Genomic DNA, 20,264 nt, shown 5'->3' on the forward strand with positions numbered 1-20,264 from the left:
TTTTATCTGTTAGTTTTCTTACAGGAGGAAGGTTACCGAAAGATAGCCTGTGATACTCATTACCACAGTGTAGGGTAACGCCATCCACACCATTGTTCCGTACGACAGACGAATCAATGGCGCCAGAGCTGATGTTAGCAGAAATAGAAATGCCGCCTGTCCATTCGGTGTTGCCACGCTGGGAATGTTGGTACCGGTATTGATTGCAATCGCCAGCAGGTCAAAATGTTCACGGGTAATAGATCCTTCGTGCAGAGCCGCCAACACTTCGTTAATGTAGACGGTGGCAACAAACACGTTATCTGAGATCGCTGATAGCAAGCCGTTAGCGATAAAGAAGATCCCGGGCTGAACATGAGTGTCCATCGCCAGAACTGAAGCGATGATCGGCTGGAACAGGTGTTGCTCGTGAATAACCGATACGATGGAGAAAAATACCACCAGCAGTGCGGTAAATGGCAGCGCCTCTTCAAACGCTTTGCCAATCTGATGCTCTTCTACAATGCCGTTAAAGGCGGTTAGAAGAATGATCACGGTTAAGCCAATCAGACCTACGGCTGCCAGGTGGAATGCCAGGGCGAGCACCAGAAACAGAGCTACCAGAATCTGTACAAATAAAGCCAGCTTGTCTGATTTAGTCAGTTTTCTGTCTTGCTCAGCGGAGAAATCTTCCAGAATGGTTCTAACTGACGGGGGGATGTCAGCACCGTAACCAAACCATTTTAGCTTTTCCAGTAACATGCAGGTTGCCAGACCAGCAAACAGAACCGGCATGGTGACTGGCGCCATAAGGATGAAAAATTCGACAAAATCCCAGCCAGCTTTCTGGGCAATCAAAAGATTCTGAGGTTCCCCGACCAGGGTGCAAACGCCCCCCAGCGCTGTACCTACAGCACCGTGCATCAGTAAACTACGCAGAAATGCGCGAAACTGTGCCAGCGCTTCATGATGATCTAAATGAACGTTTTCATCATCGCCATGATCATGAGATCCCAGTTGAGACTGCTTACCCGAAGCTACTTTGTGATAGACCGCATAGAATCCAACCCCGACGCTAATCAATACAGCCGTGACCGTCAGGGCATCGAGGAATGCCGACAGCAGTGCAGCAAACAGTGAAAAGGTCAGTGAAAGAAGGACTTTGGAGTGGATTTTAAGCAGTAGTTTGGTAAACACCCAGAGGAGCATGTTCTTCATGAAGTAGATGCCTGCTACCATAAACATCAGTAGCAGAATAACTTCCAGATTCGAAGCCACTTCATGGTAAACCGTTTCAGGGCTGGCCAGTCCGATAATGATCGCTTCAAGGGCCAGCAAGCCGCCGGGCTGCAGCGGATAACATTTGAGTGCCAGCGCAAGGGTGAAGATAAACTCAAATATCAGTATCCAGCCAGTTACAACGGGACCTGCTGTAAATAGGAGAATAGGGTTTAGAATCAAAAAGAATACAATGGCCTGCTTATACCAGATGGGTGAGTTGCCAAGGAAGTTCTTAATAAGCGCCTGCGTTGTGGTCATCGATACGGGGTCCTGTGCCAATTCGGGCCTATGGAAAGTTTCTGTGCATCATGATAGATGTAGTGATAACAGTCTTTCCAGAGTAACTTCAGTAGTTAAAGTCGTTATAATTCGGGCGTAGGTTAGCAGGAGTTATGCTAAAGCAAAAGCCTGCTTAACTCGCTAAGAGTACCTTAGTTTTCGGGTGACATATATGCCTGAAATCACTGTTTTGTGGTCTGTTTTTGTTTGGTTTCTACTTTAGGTTCTATTTTGGGTTCAATAAATAATATGAAAACTGAATACATTTATTCATCCGGTCATCGAATTTGGTCTGACCCTCAGGGGCGCTGGTTATTTGCTAAAGCCTGTTGTGATCATAGTCTCGCACTGGAAGAGTATGACCTGACCTTGCTGCCTGAGCAGCGGATTCGGCTGATTATTATGCCTGAAGATCTACTGGATCATACCCTGTCGGGTTTGCATCTGCGGCAGTTGTTGTCCCGCTCTGATGAGTCCAGCTTTGCGTTGCTGTCGAGGGCCGCACAGGTTACGACCTGGAGTCGGGACCACTGTTTTTGTCCCCGTTGTGGTGACGCGCTGGTCCACCATCACCAGGATCTGGCTAAGCAGTGTAATGGCTGTGGACTGACGCAGTATCCGCGACTATCTCCCTGTATTATCACCCTGGTGACTCGGGGGGAGTATTGTCTGCTGGCTCATGGGATACGCTTTACTGAAACCCGCTACAGTACGCTGGCCGGGTTTATTGAAGCAGGAGAGAGTGCTGAAGATGCGCTTTCACGGGAGGTAAGGGAGGAGGTGGGTGTAGAAGTTAACAATATTCGCTATTTCTGCAGTCAGTCCTGGCCTTTTCCTCACTCATTTATGCTGGGTTTTTTTGCGGATTATGTTTCCGGAGAGATCGTGCCGGAGCCGGGTGAAATTGTCGATGCCCGCTGGTTTCATTACAGCGAACTGGATGATGCGCCGATTCCGCCTCCCTTTACCATATCCCGTCATCTGATCGATGCATTTAAACAAAAATGGATAGCGGAGGATTAATTCCGCTTATCTTTACTGAAAAACTTGCCCAGCTGGGTAGCCAGCATCACGTTTCCTTCGGCCCTGAGCTTACCGGTCAGGTAAGCGCTCATGCCATCTTTTTCGCCGGTCACCACTTTGATGAAGGTGTCGCTGGCGGTGATCAGGGTGATATCCGGGTCGGCGTGTTCACCGACCGCAACGGTCAGTTGCTGGTTCTCAATGGTGAAGTAAAAATCATCCGCATCGTTCAGTAAAAACTGAAAAGTGGCTGATATGTTGCTGGTGTTTTCCGGTAAAAAACGGCTGGAAAGCTTTTCGATAACCCGGGTCACAGTGATTGTATCAGACATGTTTGATTCAGCTCTCCAATTCTTCATTCAATGTTATTGAGTTAGTAGGTTGTATGGTACATTACCCGACCATAAATCAATATATTGAATTGCCCAAAAGGGCTTACGGATCTGGAGTGTTTGGTGGTCGATTTTCTGGCAAGTTACGGATTGTTCCTGGCGAAAGCGCTGACAGTGGTCGGTGCCATTCTTCTTGTTGTTGTGGCAATGGCGGCGGTCGCATCACGGAATAAGAAAGATAGTAGGGAGGGCTACCTTAATATTCACAGTATGAATGAAACGCTGGAGGATATGGAGCATGCTCTGAAAGAGGCGGTGCTGGACCCGGAGGTCTATAAACATCAGCTTAAAGCTGAAGAGAAACAGGATAAGCTGGACGCCAAAGCACGTAAGAAAGCGCTGAAAAAAGGCAAAGTTGAAGCCGAGCCCGAACCTGAGCGGAAGCGTGTATTTGTGCTCGACTTTGATGGTGATATCAAAGCCTCAGAGCTTGAGCCGATGCGCGAAGAGATTACCGCAGTGCTGACACTGGCCACAGAAAAGGATGAGGTGGTTGTTCGTCTGGAGAGTCCGGGTGGTATGGTTCACAGTTACGGCCTTGCATCATCGCAACTGGAACGGATTAAACGTCACGGCGTGCCGCTGACGGTCTGTGTGGACAAAGTGGCGGCCAGTGGTGGCTACATGATGGCCTGTCTGGCGGATAAAATTGTGGCTGCGCCATTCTCCATTCTCGGGTCTATTGGTGTTGTCGCTCAGCTGCCAAACTTTCATCGTTTGTTGAAAAAACACGATATCGACTATGAAATTCTGACCGCGGGCGAGTATAAGCGCACCCTGACTGTCATGGGTGAGAATACCGAAAAAGGCCGGCAGAAGTTTATTGAAGATCTGGAAGATACCCATAGTTTATTCAAAGAGTTTGTCGGCGAGTATCGTCCTCAGATCGACCTTGAGAAAGTAGCTACCGGAGAGATCTGGTTTGGTCGGCGGGCGCTGGAGGTCAATCTGATCGATGAGATCTCGACCAGCGATGAATATCTGACAAAAGCCTGCGAGGAAGCGGATGTTTTTCTGGTGCGTTATGAGTATAAAAAGACTCTTCAGGATCGCATCTCCGAGATGTCAATTAAAACGACTGACACCCTCTTTACAAAGTGGGCAGGGCGCATTTTAAATTCGCATTTATTGGCTAAGTAACCAAAATGGTAAGGGAAATGCCTGCATTTGTCTCATTGAAGCTTATAATAATATTGTAAAAGTTTTAAACATGTGAAGCGAGTTTCGCTGTTTAAAACGGCTAGAGTTATAAACACGAAATGGAAGCGTCGATGAGACAGTCTGCAACCGCAAAGAAAATATTGTTATCTGCTGAATCTCTGTTTGCTGAACAGGGCTTCGCGGAAACGACGATGCGGGAGATTACCAGTGCTGCCAAGGTAAATCTTGCGGCAGTAAATTATCATTTTGGCTCAAAGAAAGGTTTGATTACGGCGGTTGCTGAAAAATATCTGACCCCATTGGTGTCGCATCTTCAGGATGCCCTGAGTGAACGGCAGGTCGTCGGTAGTGGTGAAACCATTACTGCTGAAGAGTTGCTCGAGATTCTGATGCGCACCTTGCTTCAGGTAGGCAAGTCCAAGCAGTTTGCACTACCGGTATTTATGCGCTTGCTGGAACTAATCTATATGAAGAATCAGGAAGAGCTGCGGGAGGCTATGGTCAGTCGTTACCGTGGTTCTTTTACCGCTTTCATCGATCTGGTGCGCAAGGATAGTGCCGTGATGGATGATGAGGAGTTCTTCTGGCGACTGCACTTTCTGCTCGGTTCAATCATTTTTACCCTATCAAATTTCCAGACACTGGTAGCGATTGAGATGCGTGAGTATGAGCGATCTGCTGAGATTGAACGGACACTGCATCGGATGATTCCCGTGCTGGTGGCTGGTCTGCAGGCGCGTGCAGAACATACGCCCTTTACCCGTCTATGACGGACGCTGTAAACCCTTCTATGCATATCCGCATATCAATAAGCCGTCAGAGTCTTGAGCTTTGGCGGGATGCTGTGTGTCTTATTACTTACCCTGTCTCAACTGCCCTCAAGGGTGCTGGCGAGCAAAAAAACAGTGGTTGTACTCCCCGTGGAAAACATCTGATTCGTGCCAAGATTGGTGCCGGTAAACCGCTTAATACGGTATTTATGGGTCGGCGTGATACCGGGGAAGTCTATTCTGCCGAACTGGCTGGGCGCTATCCTCAGCGCGACTGGATTTTAACCCGCATTCTCTGGTTGTCTGGCTGTGAAATAGGTCGCAATCGGCTGTCCTGCGTTGATACAATGCAGCGCTATATTTACATTCATGGTACACCGGACAGTGAACCAATGGGGCAGCCTTTGTCTCATGGTTGTATCCGCATGCGCAATGTTGATGTTGTCGATCTGTTTGAACGCATCAGTGTTGGTACCTTTGTGTTGATAGAATAGCGTGTTGATAGAATAGCGTCACAAAAGAATTTCAATAGAAGAGTACAATACCAATGTCTGGAGCACTGATGCTGGACATCGCTGGTCTGAGTCTGACCGCAGAGGATAAAACCCTGTTGCAGAATCCTCAGGTGGGTGGTCTTATCCTGTTTAGTCGAAATTACCGGTCACCTGAACAGCTTGCCAGTCTGGTGCAGGAGGTTCGGGCTTGCGCTCCCCGGATGCTGATCGCTGTTGATCAGGAAGGTGGCCGGGTGCAGCGCTTTCGTGAAGGGTTTACCCGTTTGCCGCCGATGGCGGTGCTGGGGTCGCTTTACCGTGAAAGTCGAGATAATGCGCTGGCTGTAGCTACAGATATTGGCTGGCTGATGGCGGCTGAGTTGATCGCCTATGGTGTTGATATCAGTTTTGCGCCTGTTCTTGATCTTGATTTTGGCGTGAGTCAGGTGATTGGTGACCGGGCTTTCTCGGCGAAACCTGAAGAGGTAGCCGAATTGGCGGGCGCCTTTATACAAGGGATGCGCGAAGCCGGTATGGCATCGACGGGTAAACATTTTCCTGGTCATGGCTGGGTGGTGGCGGATTCTCATCTGGAGATCCCGGTTGACGAGCGCAGTCTGAGCGAGATTGAAGCACAAGATCTGGTGCCGTTTATCGCGCTGATGCAGCAGGGGCTGGATGCGGTGATGCCCGCCCATGTTATCTATCGTCAGGTGGATGACCGGCCAGCCGGTTTTTCACCCTATTGGATCGGTCAGCGGTTGCGCCAGGAGATCGGCTTTGATGGGGTTGTCTTCAGCGATGACCTGACCATGGAGGGTGCTAGTGTTGCCGGTAGTTTTGAAGCCCGGGCGGCTCAGGCACTGGAAGCGGGTTGCGACATGCTGCTGGTATGTAATAATCGTCCTGCTGCACTGCAGGTGTTGCGCTACCTGGAAGCGACAGAGCATCCAGGATCCGCACGTATTCAACGGATGAGCGCTACAGGCTGTTACCATCCCGATCAGATTCGCAGCACTGAGCGCTGGCAGCGAGCATCAGATTCAGCTAGTCAGCTAATAAATACTCAATAGACCTATCGGAGCGATTCAATGCAGGAGCAGATTTCGCAAACTTTCGCTGAGCTGGGATTGTCCGGCTACGCAGACGCCTGGATTTTACAGGTATTTGTGGTTGTGTTTCTTACCATGCTGGCTAATTTTGTCTCTAACCGGGTGTTTCGCCGGCTAGAAGCTCAGCTGGCAAAGACCCGCAATGTCTGGGATGACATTCTGCTGTATGCTGCGCGCCGTCCCATTGCGCTGCTTATCTGGGTGCTGGGGCTTAGTCTGGCATTCGAGCTGACCGATCCCGGCGCAGATTCTGTGTTGGTGGGTCTGGTTGATCCGCTTCGCAGAGGGTTGGTGATTGTGATGATTGCCTGGTTCCTTATCCGCTTTATCAATCAGGCGGAAGGGGTGCTTGTCTCTGATGAGAAAGTTAAAAATCCGATGGATGAAACCACCGTCGGGGCGTTGGGTAAGTTGTTGCGGCTTTCGATCATTATTACCTCAGTTTTGGTCGTGCTACAGACTTTTGGCTACAGTATATCCGGGGTGCTTGCCTTCGGTGGTATCGGTGGCATCGCGGTCGGTTTTGCGGCCAAAGATCTGTTAGCTAACTTTTTTGGTGGTCTGATGATCTATCTTGACCGGCCGTTTAAAGTAGGTGACTGGGTGCGTTCGCCGGACAAAGAGATCGAGGGCACTGTAGAAAGTATTGGCTGGCGACTGACCTGTATCCGAACATTTGATAAGCGGCCGCTCTATGTGCCCAATGGAACGTTCGCGAGCATCTCGCTGGAAAATCCCTCGCGGATGACGAATCGACGCATCTATGAAAAAATTGGTCTGCGCTATGAAGATTCCGCGCTGATTGCTGGTGTGATTGATGATGTCAGGGAGATGCTGTTAAACCATCCTGAGATCGCCAGTGATCAGACTCTGATTGTTAACCTGAATAGCTTTGCGCCTTATTCACTGGAATTTTTTATCTATACATTTACTAAAACCACTAACTGGGTGCATTTTCACGAAGTGAAGCAGGATGTGATGGCACAGATTATCAGAATTGTTCATGAGCATGGGGCCGATTTTGCCTTTCCGACTCAGACGATTCATCTTGAAACCGGCGAGTCTCAGGCAGAGCTGGCTCAATAATACTTATTTGAGGCACCTCATGCTGGTGCTTATTGTTTGCCCGACTGGGCGTTGGAGGTTGTGTGGCTGTTGAGCAGAGTGAACTGGACCAGATTGCTGGATATGATGCGGAGCAGCGCTTCGATTATATGATTAGCCGGGTTGTTGAAACCGGCGAGATCTGGATCCTGACCGATGAGCATGGCAGTGTGATGCTGAATACCGATGATGAGGATTGTGTGCCGGTATGGCCTAATCTGGAGTTTGCTGAGCAGTGGGCAACCGGCGAGTGGTCTGTCTGTGAAGCGATGCCTATAACATTACAGCAGTGGAATCATCGCTGGACTCCGGGGCTGGAAGAGGATGGCTTTGCGGTGGTGGTATTCCCGCTGCCGGGTAAGGGCGATGATGAGGACGGGTTGGTGGTCTGGCCTGAAGAGCTGGATATGATGCTCACCCGGGAAGTGAAACGGTCGCGTAAAAAATAGGCAATTCAGTTCTGATTCAAAGAAAAAACGGAGCGCGCTGGCTCCGTTTTTTTATGCCTTTTTCAGATGTAAAGCTGCTGGAGGCGGATTAGCTATTTAATCGGGGTGATTATGACCAGCATGCCAAACAGTGGGTGATCAATATAGTGCAGCTCACTACTGCGCATCCGTCTGGCGGTATCCATCTCTACTGTAAGAAAGTCCGGAATGGTGGTTTGGTTCAGATAGCGGTTGCCGTTAGCGCTGTCGTTCTCGGATTGTGTCAGAGTCTCATCGGTAGTGGTTGCTTCTGCTAGTTGGGGGGCGGATAAGATGGCTGGTCCCGGTGAAGGTTTTAGCAGCATCTGACTTTCAGCAGGCGTAAGCCGGCGGCTGTGAAACAGGTCGCTGCGAAAATGCAGGTAGCGGCCCTTTTCGATGGAGATATAACCATCCAGTTCGTATAAGCCATTGTCGAGAATATCGCCGCCGTTAATTCTGACTACGTTCTGGTCTTTTGTTCCGCCGATTGGCTGTACCCAGGCTTCATGGAAAAGTACACGATAGAGTGAGCTGCGTCTCAGGCTTGCCTGCTTATTGCTCAGGGACAGTGAGGCTTTTGGTAAGCGCGTGAAATAGCCAGTTTTCTGGCCCTGTTGGTTATATTCCAGGGCGCGGCTTCTGCGTTGAGGAATCGAGTCGATAGCTGGCCAGATTTCATCAGTCAGGGTGTCTGAGGCTATGTGGCTGAAGATCAGCAATTCGACCTTATAGTTGGACGTATCAGCCTGAGCTATCGTGCTGTTAAACAGAATCAGGGTCAGAGCGATTACGATCCCTGAGATGAGCTTGGTCATTATCAATTCCCGGTCAATTGCTGAAGTAGCTGTTCCACAGCTATAAAACGTTGCTCTATTTTATCCATCTTCATCGTGAACTTCAGCTGACTGGCCCCGCCAAATTGAAATTTTTGTGGTTGTTGTTGCACCAGTTGCACCAGTTTGAATGGATCGACCACGGTATCTGCATCGAAGTCGATTCGTCCGCTGCTTTCGCCAGCATCTATTTTACAGATGCCAAGCTGTTCTGCGTGAAGTTTTAGCAGGGTCTGGCGGAACAGGTTTTTAGTCTGTTCAGGGAGAATGCCAAACCGATCAATCATTTCGATCTGCAACTCTTTCAGATCAGTTTCGGTTTTGCCATTAGCGATTCGCTTGTACATGATCAGGCGGTTGTGAACATCTGGCAGGTAGTCATCAGGAATCAGTGCCGGTACCCGTAGGTTAATCTCGATGCCCTGTTTCAGTGGTGCGTCCAGATTAGGTGTTTTTCCTTCACGAATCGCTTCAACCGCCTGCTCCAGCATCTCCATGTAAAGTGAAAAACCGACATTCTGAATCTGACCGCTCTGGCCTTCGCCCAGCAGCTCCCCGGTGCCGCGAATCTCCATATCATGGGTGGCAAGGGTAAAGCCTGCCCCCAGTTCATCTGCGCTGGTAATAGCTTCGAGTCGCTTTACCGCATCGGTGGTCATCTCTTTAGGGTGAGGGGTCATCAGGTAAGCGTAAGCCTGGTGGTGAGAGCGTCCGACCCGGCCGCGTAGCTGATGCAGTTGTGCCAGGCCGAACTTGTCTGCCCGGTCGATGATGATGGTGTTGGCATTGGGTACATCGATGCCGGTTTCAATAATCGTGGTGCAGACCAGCAGATTAAAGCGTTTATGGTAGAAGTCAGACATCACTTGCTCAAGTTCACGCTCGCGCATCTGACCGTGACCAATACCCACGCGGGCTTCCGGCACCAGTTCGCTGATCTCGGCGGCGGTTTTTTCGATATCCTTGACTTCGTTGTGCAGATAGTAAACCTGCCCGCCACGCAGCAGCTCCCGCAGAATTGCTTCTTTTTTCAGTGCTTTGTCAGCCTGGCGTACAAAGGTTTTAACCGACAGACGTCGGGCAGGCGGGGTAGCGATGATCGACAGGTCCCGGATACCGGACATTGCCATATTCAGGGTGCGGGGGATCGGTGTCGCAGTCAGGGTGAGAATATCGACTTCGGAGCGCAGCGATTTCAGGCGCTCTTTCTGTTGTACCCCAAAGCGGTGCTCTTCATCAATGATCAGCAGCCCCAGGTCGCTGAACTTGATATCACCCTGCAGTAGCTTGTGGGTGCCAATAACGATATCGGTTTTGCCCTGCTGCAGTGATTCGATTACTGCATTGCTCTCTTTACCGGAGCGAAACCGCGAGATCAGTTCGACATTGACCGGCCAGTCGGCAAAACGGTCACGGAAGTTCTCGTAGTGTTGTTGTGCCAGCAGTGTGGTCGGTACCAGTATGGCGACCTGCTTGTTGCTCTGCACCGCCATAAATGCGGCTCGCATGGCCACCTCGGTTTTGCCAAAACCGACATCGCCACAGATGAGTCGATCCATCGGTTGTTGCGACTGCATATCCTTGATCACCGCCTGAATTGCGTTGGCCTGGTCGACGGTCTCCTCAAACGGGAATGCGGCACTGAAACTGGCGTAATGCTCATCGGGAGAATCAAACTGATGCCCACGGCGAGCGGCGCGCCGGGCATAAATGTCCAGCAACTCGGCGGCGGTATCGCGGACTTTTTCAGCGGCCTTGCGGCGGGCTTTACTCCACTGTTCGGTGCCCAGTCGATGCAGCGGGGCGAGTTCATCGCCTGCGCCGGAGTATCGGCTGATCAGGTGCAGCGAGGTGACCGGGACATAAAGATTGGCGTCGTTGGCATACTCAAGTTTAAGAAACTCGGAGGTTTGCGAATCCAGCTCCAGGGTTACCAGACCCCGGTAGCGCCCCACACCATGATCAATATGGACCACCGGTGCGCCGATGTTCAGCTCGGTAAGGTTTTTGATGATCTGGTCGGACTGCTCCTGTTCCCGGGAGCGCCGTCGACGCTGGAAAACCTGGTGTCCGAACAGCTGTGTCTCGGTAATCAGGTGAAACTTTCCCGGTGCGCTCAGTCCGCGCTCAAGGGGAAAGATGCAGATGTTGACCGGATAGCCATCGTCGAAAAACTGTTGCAGATTGTCGACCGGATGGGGCTTTATGTTGATGCGAGCCAGCAGTTCCATCAGTGCTTCACGTCGCCCGGCAGATTCGGCGCAGAACAATACCCTGTCGCTCGTGTGGGAAAGAAAACTATCTACAGCAGCCAGTGGACGCGCGGCCTGAGCATTGATAGTGAGTTCCTGTGGTTCTGTCAGGGGTAGATTGTAGCGTCCGGATTCGGGTCGGGCCTGGGTTTTGCTCTGTTGCAGCTGAATACGCTGCATTTTTTTCAGAGTACCAAACAGCTCATTGGCGGGAATAAACAGTTTGTCCGGGGCCAGTATCGGGCGTTCAATATCATGGCGGCGCTCTTCATAGCGCTCCAGTACTTCCCCCCAGAACTGATTGCAGTGATCTTCCAGATCCGTTTCAGTCAGAATGAGGACATTGTCGGGCAGGTACTCAAACAGAGTAGCGCTGGCATCAAAAAAAAGTGGTTGATAATACTCAATGCCGGGTGGGCTGATGCCGTCACTAACATCCTTGTAAACAGAACAACGCTTGTAGTCTACGTCGAAGGTTTCCCGCCAGCGCTGCTTAAAGTTGCGGATAGCAGCTTCGTCAAACGGAAACTCTTTTGCTGGTAATACGCGAATATTGTCAACTTTGTCGATAGAGCGCTGGGTTTCGGGATCAAAGCTGCGCAGTGTATCGACCTCATCATCAAACAGTTCTATGCGGTAAGGTACCGTGCTTCCCATCGGGAAAATATCGATGATTGAGCCGCGTATGGCAAATTCGCCATGCTCATAGACCGTTTCAGTAAGATGGTAACCTGCATCAGTAAGCTTATGGCGCATCTCATCAATATTGAACGATTGGCCCTGGTCAAGAATGAGTGAGTTGCCATCGAGAAAGCGCTGGGGCGCGACGCGCTGCATCAGCGTGCTGGCCGGAATGATCAACACACCGCGCTGCATCTGCGGTAGCTTGAACAGGGTGTTAAGTCGTTGTGAGATGATGTCCTGATGTGGCGAAAAACTGTCATAAGGCAGCGTTTCCCAGTCAGAAAACAGCATGCACTCGATGCTATCACTGGCAAAAAAGCGGATTTCAGACTCTAAGCGGGTAGCGTTGTCGCTGTCATTAGTGATGCAGAGTATCAGGCCTGTGTGCTGGTCGGCAATCTCTGTTGCCAGCATGCCGCGGCTACTGCCGGATAGATTGCCGATCCGCCGGATATCCCCGGCTGACTGGGGTAGCTGATATTCTTGTTTAAACACTGACAACAAACTCCATGAACTGATACCGGCTTCTGCCCGAAGCCCTAATGCTAATCTGGCCGCTTATCTTACGGAGCGTGGGGCAAAAGTACACCCTATATTGTCACTGTCCTAAGGCGCGAGGGATTTGTCTTAATCTGTCATGTTTGTAACATTAATCTGACATATAGCCCTAAAGTGTAGTGTTTCTGATTTGCTCAGTGGGGACTAAAAGGTGATAATGCGCCCCAGCAAAATAGAGTGTTATATTGACTACTACCTTTTTGGAGTGAGCCGTGAGCCAAGATAAAGTGTTAGCTGACTGGAAAGGTCGCGAAGCATTAGCTGAAGAGATGATCCCTTTAGTTGGTCGTTTATACCGTGACAAGAACGTTGAGACTTCCGTATATGGTCGTCTTATCATCAAACGTTCAGTTGTTGATGTGATAAAAGCACACCGCTATGTGCGTCAGGTTGAAGAACAGGAACTGTCCGTTTGTGACACTCACCCTATTCTGAAAGCGCTGGATAAGATCGATGTTAAGAATGCTCATGTAGATCTGGGCAAACTGGCAGTCAAATTTCAGCAGGAAGCAAATGGCGCGTCCCTGGAAGACTTTCTGGCCGAAGAGCTGGCGCCTGCGATTGGCGGTGCCGCTTCAGAACCAACAGATGTTGTTCTCTATGGTTTTGGTCGTATAGGTCGACTATTGGCGCGTCTGCTGATTGAGCGTACCGGTGGTGGGCAGTCTCTGCGTTTGCGCGCAATTGTTGTTCGTAAGGGAAGTGCATCTAACGACCTGGAAAAGCGTGCCAGTTTGCTGCGTCGTGATTCTGTTCACGGCTCTTTCAAAGGCACTATTCAGGTTGATGAAGAGAATCAGGCGATTATCGCGAACGGTAACCTGATTAAGGTTATCTACTCAAACGGCCCTGACCAGATTGATTATACTCAGTACGGTATCGATAACGCACTGGTACTGGATAACACTGGTATCTGGCGTGACGAGGCAGGCCTCTCTCTGCACCTGAAATCTAAAGGTGTTGCGAAGGTTGCGCTGACAGCGCCGGGTAAAGGCATTAAAAATATCGTTATGGGTGTTAACCATGGTGATATTGAAGACAGTGACAGGATTTTGTCAGCTGCATCCTGTACGACTAACGCTATCTCGCCTGTGCTGAAAGCAATTGACGCTAAGTATGGTGTAACCAATGGTCACGTTGAGACTGTTCATGCTTATACCAACGACCAGAACCTGATTGATAACTATCATAAAGGTGATCGTCGTGGTCGTGCTGCCGGCCTGAACATGGTTATCACCGAGACGGGTGCTGCGAAAGCGGTTTCTAAGGCTCTGCCTCAGCTTGAAGGTAAGCTGACGGGTAATGCGATTCGTGTACCTACGCCAAACGTTTCAATGGCTATACTGAACCTGAATCTGGATAATGGCACGACTAAGGAAGAGCTGAACAGCTATCTGCGGGATATGGCGTTGCACTCTCCGCTGCAGAAGCAGATCGACTACAGCAACTCACCTGAGGCGGTTTCTTCTGACTTCGTTGGTTCCCGTGCTGCCGGTGTTGTTGATGCCCTGGCGACCATTGCTGAAGGTAACCGTTGCGTACTGTATGTGTGGTATGACAATGAGTTCGGTTACAGCTGTCAGGTGATCCGTATGGCTCAGCGCATGGCTAAGTGTACTTTGCCAGCTTTCCCGAAAGCTAAGGTTTGATAAGACTTTAGGCTTAAGAAAACCGCCCTAAGGGGCGGTTTTTTATTGGTTTTTTGTTTATATTCTAAAAAGTAATTTGTTTAGATCTAAAAGTTCTATTTATGCTTTGCTAATAGTGACCTAAAAGCATCCTTTAGGTGTCGCTCTTGTAGAAAAATTACCTCCCGATCTTTATACTTAACCGGTTTTTGGGTTGGGGTTATCCCGTCCTGAGTAGAGTTTTTGCTTTGGTTTGTGACATCAGGGGACAATGTCGCAGAGTTTGAGGCATAGCACTCTGCGGGAGGGGGTCCTGAAAAAATTATAATAGAGATTGGGTGAGGCGGATGATCAAGATCAAACAGGGTCTGGATCTACCTATAACAGGCACCCCTGAACAGACTGTTTCGGCAGCTGTTGAGGTTAAGTCTGTCGCCGTGATCGGCTTCGATTATCCAGGCATGAAGCCTACGATGCGGGTCAAGGTGGGAGATCGGGTAAAACTCGGTCAAGTGATCTTTTCCGATAAGAAAACGGAAGGTGTTGATTTTACAGCACCAGCTGCGGGTGTGATTAAAGAGATCAACCGTGGTGATCGACGGGTTCTGCAATCGGTTGTTGTTGAAATAGATGGCAACGAAGCAGAACAGTTTACAAAGTATGAAGTATCTCAGTTGTCTTCGCTGACTGCTGAGCAGGTGCAGGATAATCTGGTTAAATCCGGTGCCTGGACCGCATTGCGTACGCGTCCATTCAGCAAGGTTCCACAGCCGGGCACTAAGCCTGCGTCGATCTTTGTGACTGCGATTGATACAAACCCTCTGGCGGTAAATCCGGAAGTGGTTATCGCTGAGCAGACAGAAGCCTTTGTTAACGGTTTGACAGTATTGACCCGTCTGACCGAAGGTAAGGTGTTCCTGTGTAAAGCTGATGGGGCAAATATACCGACCACTGATGGCGTGACGGTTGAAGAGTTTGCCGGTAAGCATCCGGCAGGAAACGCAGGTACCCATATCCATTTCCTGGACCCGGTATCAGCTTCTAAAACTGTCTGGACTGTCGGCTATCAGGATGTAATCGCGTTTGGTAAGCTGTTCACGACCGGTGAGCTTTACACCGATCGCGTGGTATCGTTAGCAGGTCCTCAGGTTAAGCAGCCTGTACTGGTACGTACCCGTCTGGGTGCCAATCTGGATGAGTTGCTGGCAGGACGTACCGAAGGTACAAATAACCGGGTTATCAGTGGTTCTGTCTGGAATGGACGTGCTTCTGCCGGACCTCTGGGTTATCTGAGCCGTTATGCCAGTCAGGTTACTGTGCTGGAAGAGGGTAATCAGCGTGAGCTGATGGGCTGGCTTGTCCCGGGTACCAATAAGTTCTCTGTACTGAATATCTTCGCCTCGTTCCTGAGTTCGTCGAAGAAGTTTGACTTCACTACGACGACTAACGGTTCAGAACGTGCCATGGTTCCAGTGGGTCAGTTTGAACAACTGATGCCAATGGATATTCTTCCTACTCAGTTGCTGCGTGCTCTGGTAACCGGCGATATCGTTCATGCGATGGAGCTGGGTTGTCTTGAGCTGGACGAAGAAGACCTCGCGCTGTGCACATTTGCCTGTCCTGGCAAATATGAGTACGGCCCAATCCTTCGCGACAATCTGACGCGTATCGAGAAAGAGGCCTGATCATGAGCTTAAGAAATATTCTTGATAAAATGGAGCCGCATTTCCATAAAGGCGGCAAGTATGAAAACTGGTATGCGCTGTATGAAGCTGCGGATACTATTTTCTACACTCCGGGTCATGTGACTAAGACTGCTGCCCACGTGCGTGATGCAGTTGATCTTAAACGAATCATGATCCTGGTATGGATGTGTACTTTTCCTGCTGTGTTCTTTGGTTTGTACAACGTTGGTCTGCAGGCAAATACTGCAATGGCAACGTTGGGAATCACAGAGCCGTCAACCTGGCAGGGTGCTATTGCGGGTGCGCTGACAAGTTTTAGTCCGGATAGTCTGTGGGATAATATTATCCACGGTGCTGCGTACTGGCTGCCTATCTATATGACTACCTTTATTGTCGGTGGTTTCTGGGAAGTGCTGTTTGCGATGAAGCGCGGTCATGAAGTCAACGAAGGTTTCTTTGTTACTTCTATTCTGTTCGCCCTGATCTTGCCGCCAACCATTCCTTTATGGCAGGTTGCACTGGGTATCAGTTTCGGCGTTGTGATTGGTAAAGAGGTTTTCGGTGGTACCGGTAAAAACTTCCTTAACCCAGCTCTGACCGGTCGTGCTTTCCTGTTCTTCGCATACCCAGCGCAGATGTCTGGCGATGCGATCTGGACTGCAGTCGACGGTTTCTCAGGTGCAACGCCTCTGGGTATTGCTGCAGCAGGTGGTGTTGATGCTATCCTGGCGCAGAATATTACCTGGTTTGACGCTTTCATCGGCAATATTCAGGGATCTGTCGGCGAGGTATCAACCTTTGCTATCGCTCTGGGTGGTCTGGTGCTGCTGTTTGCTAAAGTCGCTGCATGGCGGATTGTGGCAGGTGTTTTCCTGGGCATGACCGCGATGGCAACGCTGCTGAATATCATCGGTTCTGACACCAATGCTATGTTCTCTCTGCCGTTCTACTGGCATATGGTGTTGGGTGGCTTTGCCTTCGGTATGTTCTTTATGGCAACCGATCCGATCTCGGCTTCAATGACGAATACCGGTAAATGGTTCTTTGGCGCGCTGATCGGTGTGATGGTTGTTCTGATTCGGGTAGTTAATCCGGCATTCCCTGAAGGGATGATGCTGGCAATTCTGTTCGGTAACCTGTTTGCGCCACTGATTGACAGTTTTGTCGTTCAGGCGAACATCAAGCGGAGGGCTCTACGCAATGTCAGCAAGTAAAGATTCCATCGGTAGAACCATTGCCGTTGCTGTTTTGCTTTGTGTGGTCTGCTCCGTTGTTGTATCAGCGTCAGCAGTTCTGCTTAAGCCAAAACAGGTAGCTAATAAGAACCTTGACCGTCAGACCAATATTCTTGCTGCGGCTGGCATCGCCACTGCAGGTCAGGATATTCCGGCTCTGTTCGAACAAGTAATCGAAAAGCGTTTTGTCGATCTGCGTTCGGGGAAGTACACTCAGGTGGCTGACCCGGCTCGTTATGATGCACGTAAAGCGGCGAAAGAGAGCGACACAGGTGTTGCTCTGGAGCGCAGTGCAGATATCGCTTCAATCAAGTATCAGGCGAAAGTGGTGCCGGTATACCTGGTCAAGAAGCAGAGCGGCGAAGGCTTTGATAAAATGATCCTTCCAGTGCATGGTTATGGCCTCTGGTCTACTTTGTACGGATTTCTGGCGTTGGAAGCTGACCTTAATACAGTTGTTGGTCTCGGCTTCTATTCTCACGCAGAAACTCCGGGACTGGGTGGTGAAGTTGATAATCCAAGCTGGAAAGCGCTATGGCCTGGCAAGCAGGTGTATCCTGCCGGGTCTATGGAACCCGCACTGGGCCTGGTTAAAGGTAATGTCGATCCTGCATCAGCCAATGCTAAGTTTCAGGTTGATGGGCTTTCCGGCGCAACTTTGACCAGTAACGGTGTCACCAATCTGGTTAGATTCTGGATGGGTGAGAATGGTTATGCGCCATTCCTGGCAAATCTGAAAGCAGGGGGGGCGTAAATTATGTCTCAAGTTAAAGATGTCCTGTTGGGACCAATTTTTAACAACAACCCGATCGGTCTGCAGATCCTTGGTATCTGTTCCGCTCTGGCGGTAACCTCAAATCTGGGTACAGCTTTTGTAATGGCTCTGGCGGTAACAGTGGTGACGGCGTTTTCGAACCTGTTTATCTCTATTATCCGTAATCAGATTCCGGGTAATATCCGGATTATCTGTCAGATGGCGATCATTGCATCTCTGGTAATCGTGGTTGACCAGATACTAAAAGCCTACGCTTATGAAATTTCTAAGCAGCTTTCGGTATTTGTCGGTCTGATCATTACCAACTGTATCGTAATGGGTCGAGCTGAAGCCTTCGCGATGAAGAACCCTCCGGGGATCTCCTTCCTTGATGGTATCGGTAACGGTCTGGGCTATGGTGTGGTGCTGCTGTTTGTTGGCTTTATTCGTGAGCTACTGGGTGCAGGTAAACTGTTTGGTATCGAAGTGCTGCCTTTGATTAATGATGGTGGTTGGTATCAGGCTAATGGTTTGCTGCTGCTGCCGCCAAGTGCGTTCTTTATCATCGGTATGTTCATCTGGCTGGTTCGTACCTTTAAGAAAGATCAGGTCGAAGCACCTGAGTTCGAACTGGCTAAGAACACTCAGAAGGAGGCTGTATAATGGAACAGTATATCAGCCTTGCTGTTAAGGCGATCTTTGTTGAAAACATGGCGCTGGCCTTCTTTCTGGGGATGTGTACATTCCTGGCGATCTCTAAGAAGGTTCAGACAGCTATCGGTCTGGGTGTTGCGGTCATCGTAGTACTGGCTATTACGACACCGATCAACAACCTGATTTTCAATCTGTTACTGCGTGAAGGTGCGCTGGCCTGGGCTGGTTATCCTGAAGTTGATCTCAGCTTTCTGGGCTATATCTCCTATATCGGTGTAATCGCTGCGATTGTACAGATTCTGGAGATGTTCCTGGATAAGTATGTGCCTGTACTCTACAACGCGTTGGGTGTGTTCCTGCCGCTGATTACAGTGAACTGTGCCATCATGGGGGCAGCACTGTTTATGGTAGAGCGTGACTACTCCTTCGGTGAGTCTGTTGTCTATGGTACTGGTGCGGGTATTGGCTGGGCGTTGGCGATCACCGCTCTGGCAGGTATCCGTGAAAAACTGAAATACAGCGACGTACCGGCAGGTCTGCGTGGCCTGGGCATAACCTTCATTACTGTTGGTCTGATGTCCCTGGGTTTCATGTCTTTCTCCGGCGTGCAGCTGTAATTGCTGTCGCATGATCAACTAAAGAAGGATTAAGCTAATGAATGCAGAAATCGTTCTCGGCGTTGTCATGTTTACTGCGGTAGTGCTTGCACTGGTCGCAGTAATTCTGGCAGCCCGTTCTAAACTGGTTAGCAGTGGTGATGTTACCATCACCATTAACCATGACCCGAGCAAGAGCGTGACTGTTCCTGCTGGTGATAAACTGCTGCAAACGCTGTCCAGTGCGGGTATCTTCGTACCGTCGGCCTGTGGTGGTGGTGGTACCTGTGCGCAGTGTAAGTGTCAGGTTCTCGACGGCGGTGGTTCTATGCTGCCAACCGAGGAATCTCACTTCACTATGCGTGAAGCAAAAGATGGCTGGCGTCTGTCCTGCCAGGTTGCTGTAAAGCAGGATATGAGCATTGAGCTGGAAGAGGAGATCTTTGGTGTTAAAAAGTGGGAATGTACGGTTGATTCCAACCCTAACGTTGCGACTTTTATCAAGGAGCTGACTTTGCGTCTGCCTGAGGGTGAGAACGTAGACTTCCGTGCCGGTGGTTATGTGCAGCTGGAGTGTCCTCCTCACGAAGTTCACTACAAAGACTTCGATATTGAAGAGGAATACCGGGGTGACTGGGATAAGTTTAACCAGTGGCGTTATGTATCTAAGGTGACTGAAAACACTATTCGTGCATACTCTATGGCAAACTATCCGGAAGAGCGTGGGGTGGTTAAATTTAACATCCGTATCGCGTCTCCGCCTCCGGGAACTGACGTTCCTCCAGGTATCATGTCATCTTATGTATTCAGTCTGAAGCCGGGCGATAAGATTACCGTATACGGGCCATTTGGTGAGTTCTTCGCCAAAGATACCGATAATGAGATGGTCTTTATCGGTGGTGGTGCAGGTATGGCGCCGATGCGCTCTCATATCTTTGATCAGCTGAAGCGTCTTAACTCCAAGCGTAAGATATCTTTCTGGTATGGCGCGCGGTCACTGCGTGAGTGCTTCTATAATGAAGAGTACGATCAGCTACAGGCTGAAAACGACAACTTCCAGTGGCACCTGGCGCTGTCTGATCCGCAGCCTGAAGATAATTGGGACGGTAAGACAGGCTTTATCCATAACGTGTTGTACGAAAACTATCTGAAGGATCACGAAGCGCCTGAAGATTGTGAGTACTACATGTGTGGGCCACCCATGATGAACTCTGCCGTGATCCAGATGCTGCTTGATCTGGGTGTCGAGCGCGAGAATATTTACCTCGACGACTTTGGCGGCTGATCATCGATGTCTGATTTAACCAGACAAACTTCTAA

General features: G+C 49.9%; 18 protein-coding genes. 14 read left to right on the forward strand and 4 right to left on the reverse strand.

The features are described 5' to 3' along the window. Positions 1-18 precede the first annotated feature (18 nt). Complete coding sequence (gene nhaB / locus Q0499_RS17015) at positions 19-1,518, reverse strand: sodium/proton antiporter NhaB (RefSeq protein ID WP_299201745.1); 1,500 nt, start codon at positions 1,516-1,518, stop codon at positions 19-21. 270 nt (positions 1,519-1,788) lie between these two features. Between nhaB and nudC the strand changes: the two genes are divergently transcribed. Beyond that, positions 1,789-2,562, forward strand: a complete 774-nt coding sequence (gene nudC, locus Q0499_RS17020) for an NAD(+) diphosphatase (protein WP_299201749.1) — start codon at positions 1,789-1,791, stop codon at positions 2,560-2,562. On the opposite strand, the gene Q0499_RS17025 is transcribed toward nudC, so the two are convergent. Further along, on the reverse strand, positions 2,559-2,894 hold the full coding sequence (locus Q0499_RS17025; RefSeq protein ID WP_299201751.1) for an SCP2 sterol-binding domain-containing protein: 336 nt from the start codon (positions 2,892-2,894) through the stop codon (positions 2,559-2,561). The genes nudC and Q0499_RS17025 overlap by 4 nt on opposite strands. A 123-nt stretch (positions 2,895-3,017) precedes the next feature. Between Q0499_RS17025 and sohB the strand changes: the two genes are divergently transcribed. From sohB to Q0499_RS17055, 6 genes are all read left to right on the forward strand, one after another. Beyond that, complete coding sequence (sohB, locus tag Q0499_RS17030; RefSeq protein ID WP_299201753.1) at positions 3,018-4,094, forward strand: protease SohB; 1,077 nt, start codon at positions 3,018-3,020, stop codon at positions 4,092-4,094. A gap of 131 nt (positions 4,095-4,225) precedes the next feature. Further along, a complete protein-coding gene (locus tag Q0499_RS17035; protein WP_299201755.1) occupies positions 4,226-4,885 on the forward strand; it encodes a TetR/AcrR family transcriptional regulator in 660 nt (219 codons plus the stop codon). A 20-nt stretch (positions 4,886-4,905) separates the two neighbouring features. Further along, complete coding sequence (locus tag Q0499_RS17040; RefSeq protein WP_299201758.1) at positions 4,906-5,379, forward strand: L,D-transpeptidase; 474 nt, start codon at positions 4,906-4,908, stop codon at positions 5,377-5,379. A 68-nt stretch (positions 5,380-5,447) separates the two neighbouring features. Next, a complete protein-coding gene (nagZ, locus tag Q0499_RS17045; protein WP_363317821.1) occupies positions 5,448-6,452 on the forward strand; it encodes a beta-N-acetylhexosaminidase in 1,005 nt (334 codons plus the stop codon). A gap of 18 nt (positions 6,453-6,470) precedes the next feature. Further along, the gene (locus Q0499_RS17050) at positions 6,471-7,577 is read left to right on the forward strand and encodes a mechanosensitive ion channel family protein (protein WP_299201764.1); all 1,107 of its coding nucleotides are present in this window, start codon (positions 6,471-6,473) and stop codon (positions 7,575-7,577) included. A 62-nt stretch (positions 7,578-7,639) separates the two neighbouring features. Then, on the forward strand, positions 7,640-8,044 hold the full coding sequence (locus tag Q0499_RS17055) for a DUF2750 domain-containing protein (RefSeq protein WP_299201767.1): 405 nt from the start codon (positions 7,640-7,642) through the stop codon (positions 8,042-8,044). 92 nt (positions 8,045-8,136) lie between these two features. On the opposite strand, the gene Q0499_RS17060 is transcribed toward Q0499_RS17055, so the two are convergent. Both Q0499_RS17060 and mfd read right to left on the reverse strand, forming a co-directional pair. After that, positions 8,137-8,880 carry a CsiV family protein gene (locus tag Q0499_RS17060; protein WP_299201770.1) on the reverse strand — a complete coding sequence of 248 codons (744 nt, stop codon included), beginning with the start codon at positions 8,878-8,880 and terminating at the stop codon, positions 8,137-8,139. Between the two features lie 2 nt (positions 8,881-8,882). After that, positions 8,883-12,329, reverse strand: a complete 3,447-nt coding sequence (gene mfd, locus Q0499_RS17065) for a transcription-repair coupling factor (RefSeq protein WP_299201773.1) — start codon at positions 12,327-12,329, stop codon at positions 8,883-8,885. A gap of 275 nt (positions 12,330-12,604) precedes the next feature. Between mfd and Q0499_RS17070 the strand changes: the two genes are divergently transcribed. From Q0499_RS17070 to nqrF, 7 genes are all read left to right on the forward strand, one after another. Further along, on the forward strand, positions 12,605-14,041 hold the full coding sequence (locus Q0499_RS17070) for a glyceraldehyde-3-phosphate dehydrogenase (RefSeq protein ID WP_299201776.1): 1,437 nt from the start codon (positions 12,605-12,607) through the stop codon (positions 14,039-14,041). A 326-nt stretch (positions 14,042-14,367) separates the two neighbouring features. Further along, positions 14,368-15,705, forward strand: a complete 1,338-nt coding sequence (locus Q0499_RS17075) for a Na(+)-translocating NADH-quinone reductase subunit A (protein ID WP_299201779.1) — start codon at positions 14,368-14,370, stop codon at positions 15,703-15,705. A 2-nt stretch (positions 15,706-15,707) separates the two neighbouring features. Further along, a complete protein-coding gene (locus Q0499_RS17080) occupies positions 15,708-16,919 on the forward strand; it encodes an NADH:ubiquinone reductase (Na(+)-transporting) subunit B (RefSeq protein ID WP_299201782.1) in 1,212 nt (403 codons plus the stop codon). Beyond that, complete coding sequence (locus Q0499_RS17085; protein WP_299201785.1) at positions 16,906-17,694, forward strand: Na(+)-translocating NADH-quinone reductase subunit C; 789 nt, start codon at positions 16,906-16,908, stop codon at positions 17,692-17,694. Before Q0499_RS17080 ends, Q0499_RS17085 begins: the two co-directional genes overlap by 14 nt. Before the next feature lie 3 nt (positions 17,695-17,697). Beyond that, on the forward strand, positions 17,698-18,357 hold the full coding sequence (locus tag Q0499_RS17090; RefSeq protein WP_299201788.1) for an NADH:ubiquinone reductase (Na(+)-transporting) subunit D: 660 nt from the start codon (positions 17,698-17,700) through the stop codon (positions 18,355-18,357). Further along, entirely contained in the window at positions 18,357-18,965 is a 609-nt protein-coding gene (gene nqrE, locus Q0499_RS17095; RefSeq protein WP_299201791.1) for an NADH:ubiquinone reductase (Na(+)-transporting) subunit E, read from the forward strand. Before Q0499_RS17090 ends, nqrE begins: the two co-directional genes overlap by 1 nt. Before the next feature lie 37 nt (positions 18,966-19,002). Further along, positions 19,003-20,229, forward strand: a complete 1,227-nt coding sequence (nqrF, locus tag Q0499_RS17100; RefSeq protein ID WP_299201794.1) for an NADH:ubiquinone reductase (Na(+)-transporting) subunit F — start codon at positions 19,003-19,005, stop codon at positions 20,227-20,229. The last annotated feature ends 35 nt before the right edge of the window (positions 20,230-20,264 follow it).

Source organism: uncultured Amphritea sp. (assembly GCF_937127095.1).
Lineage (GTDB): Bacteria > Pseudomonadota > Gammaproteobacteria > Pseudomonadales > Balneatricaceae > Amphritea.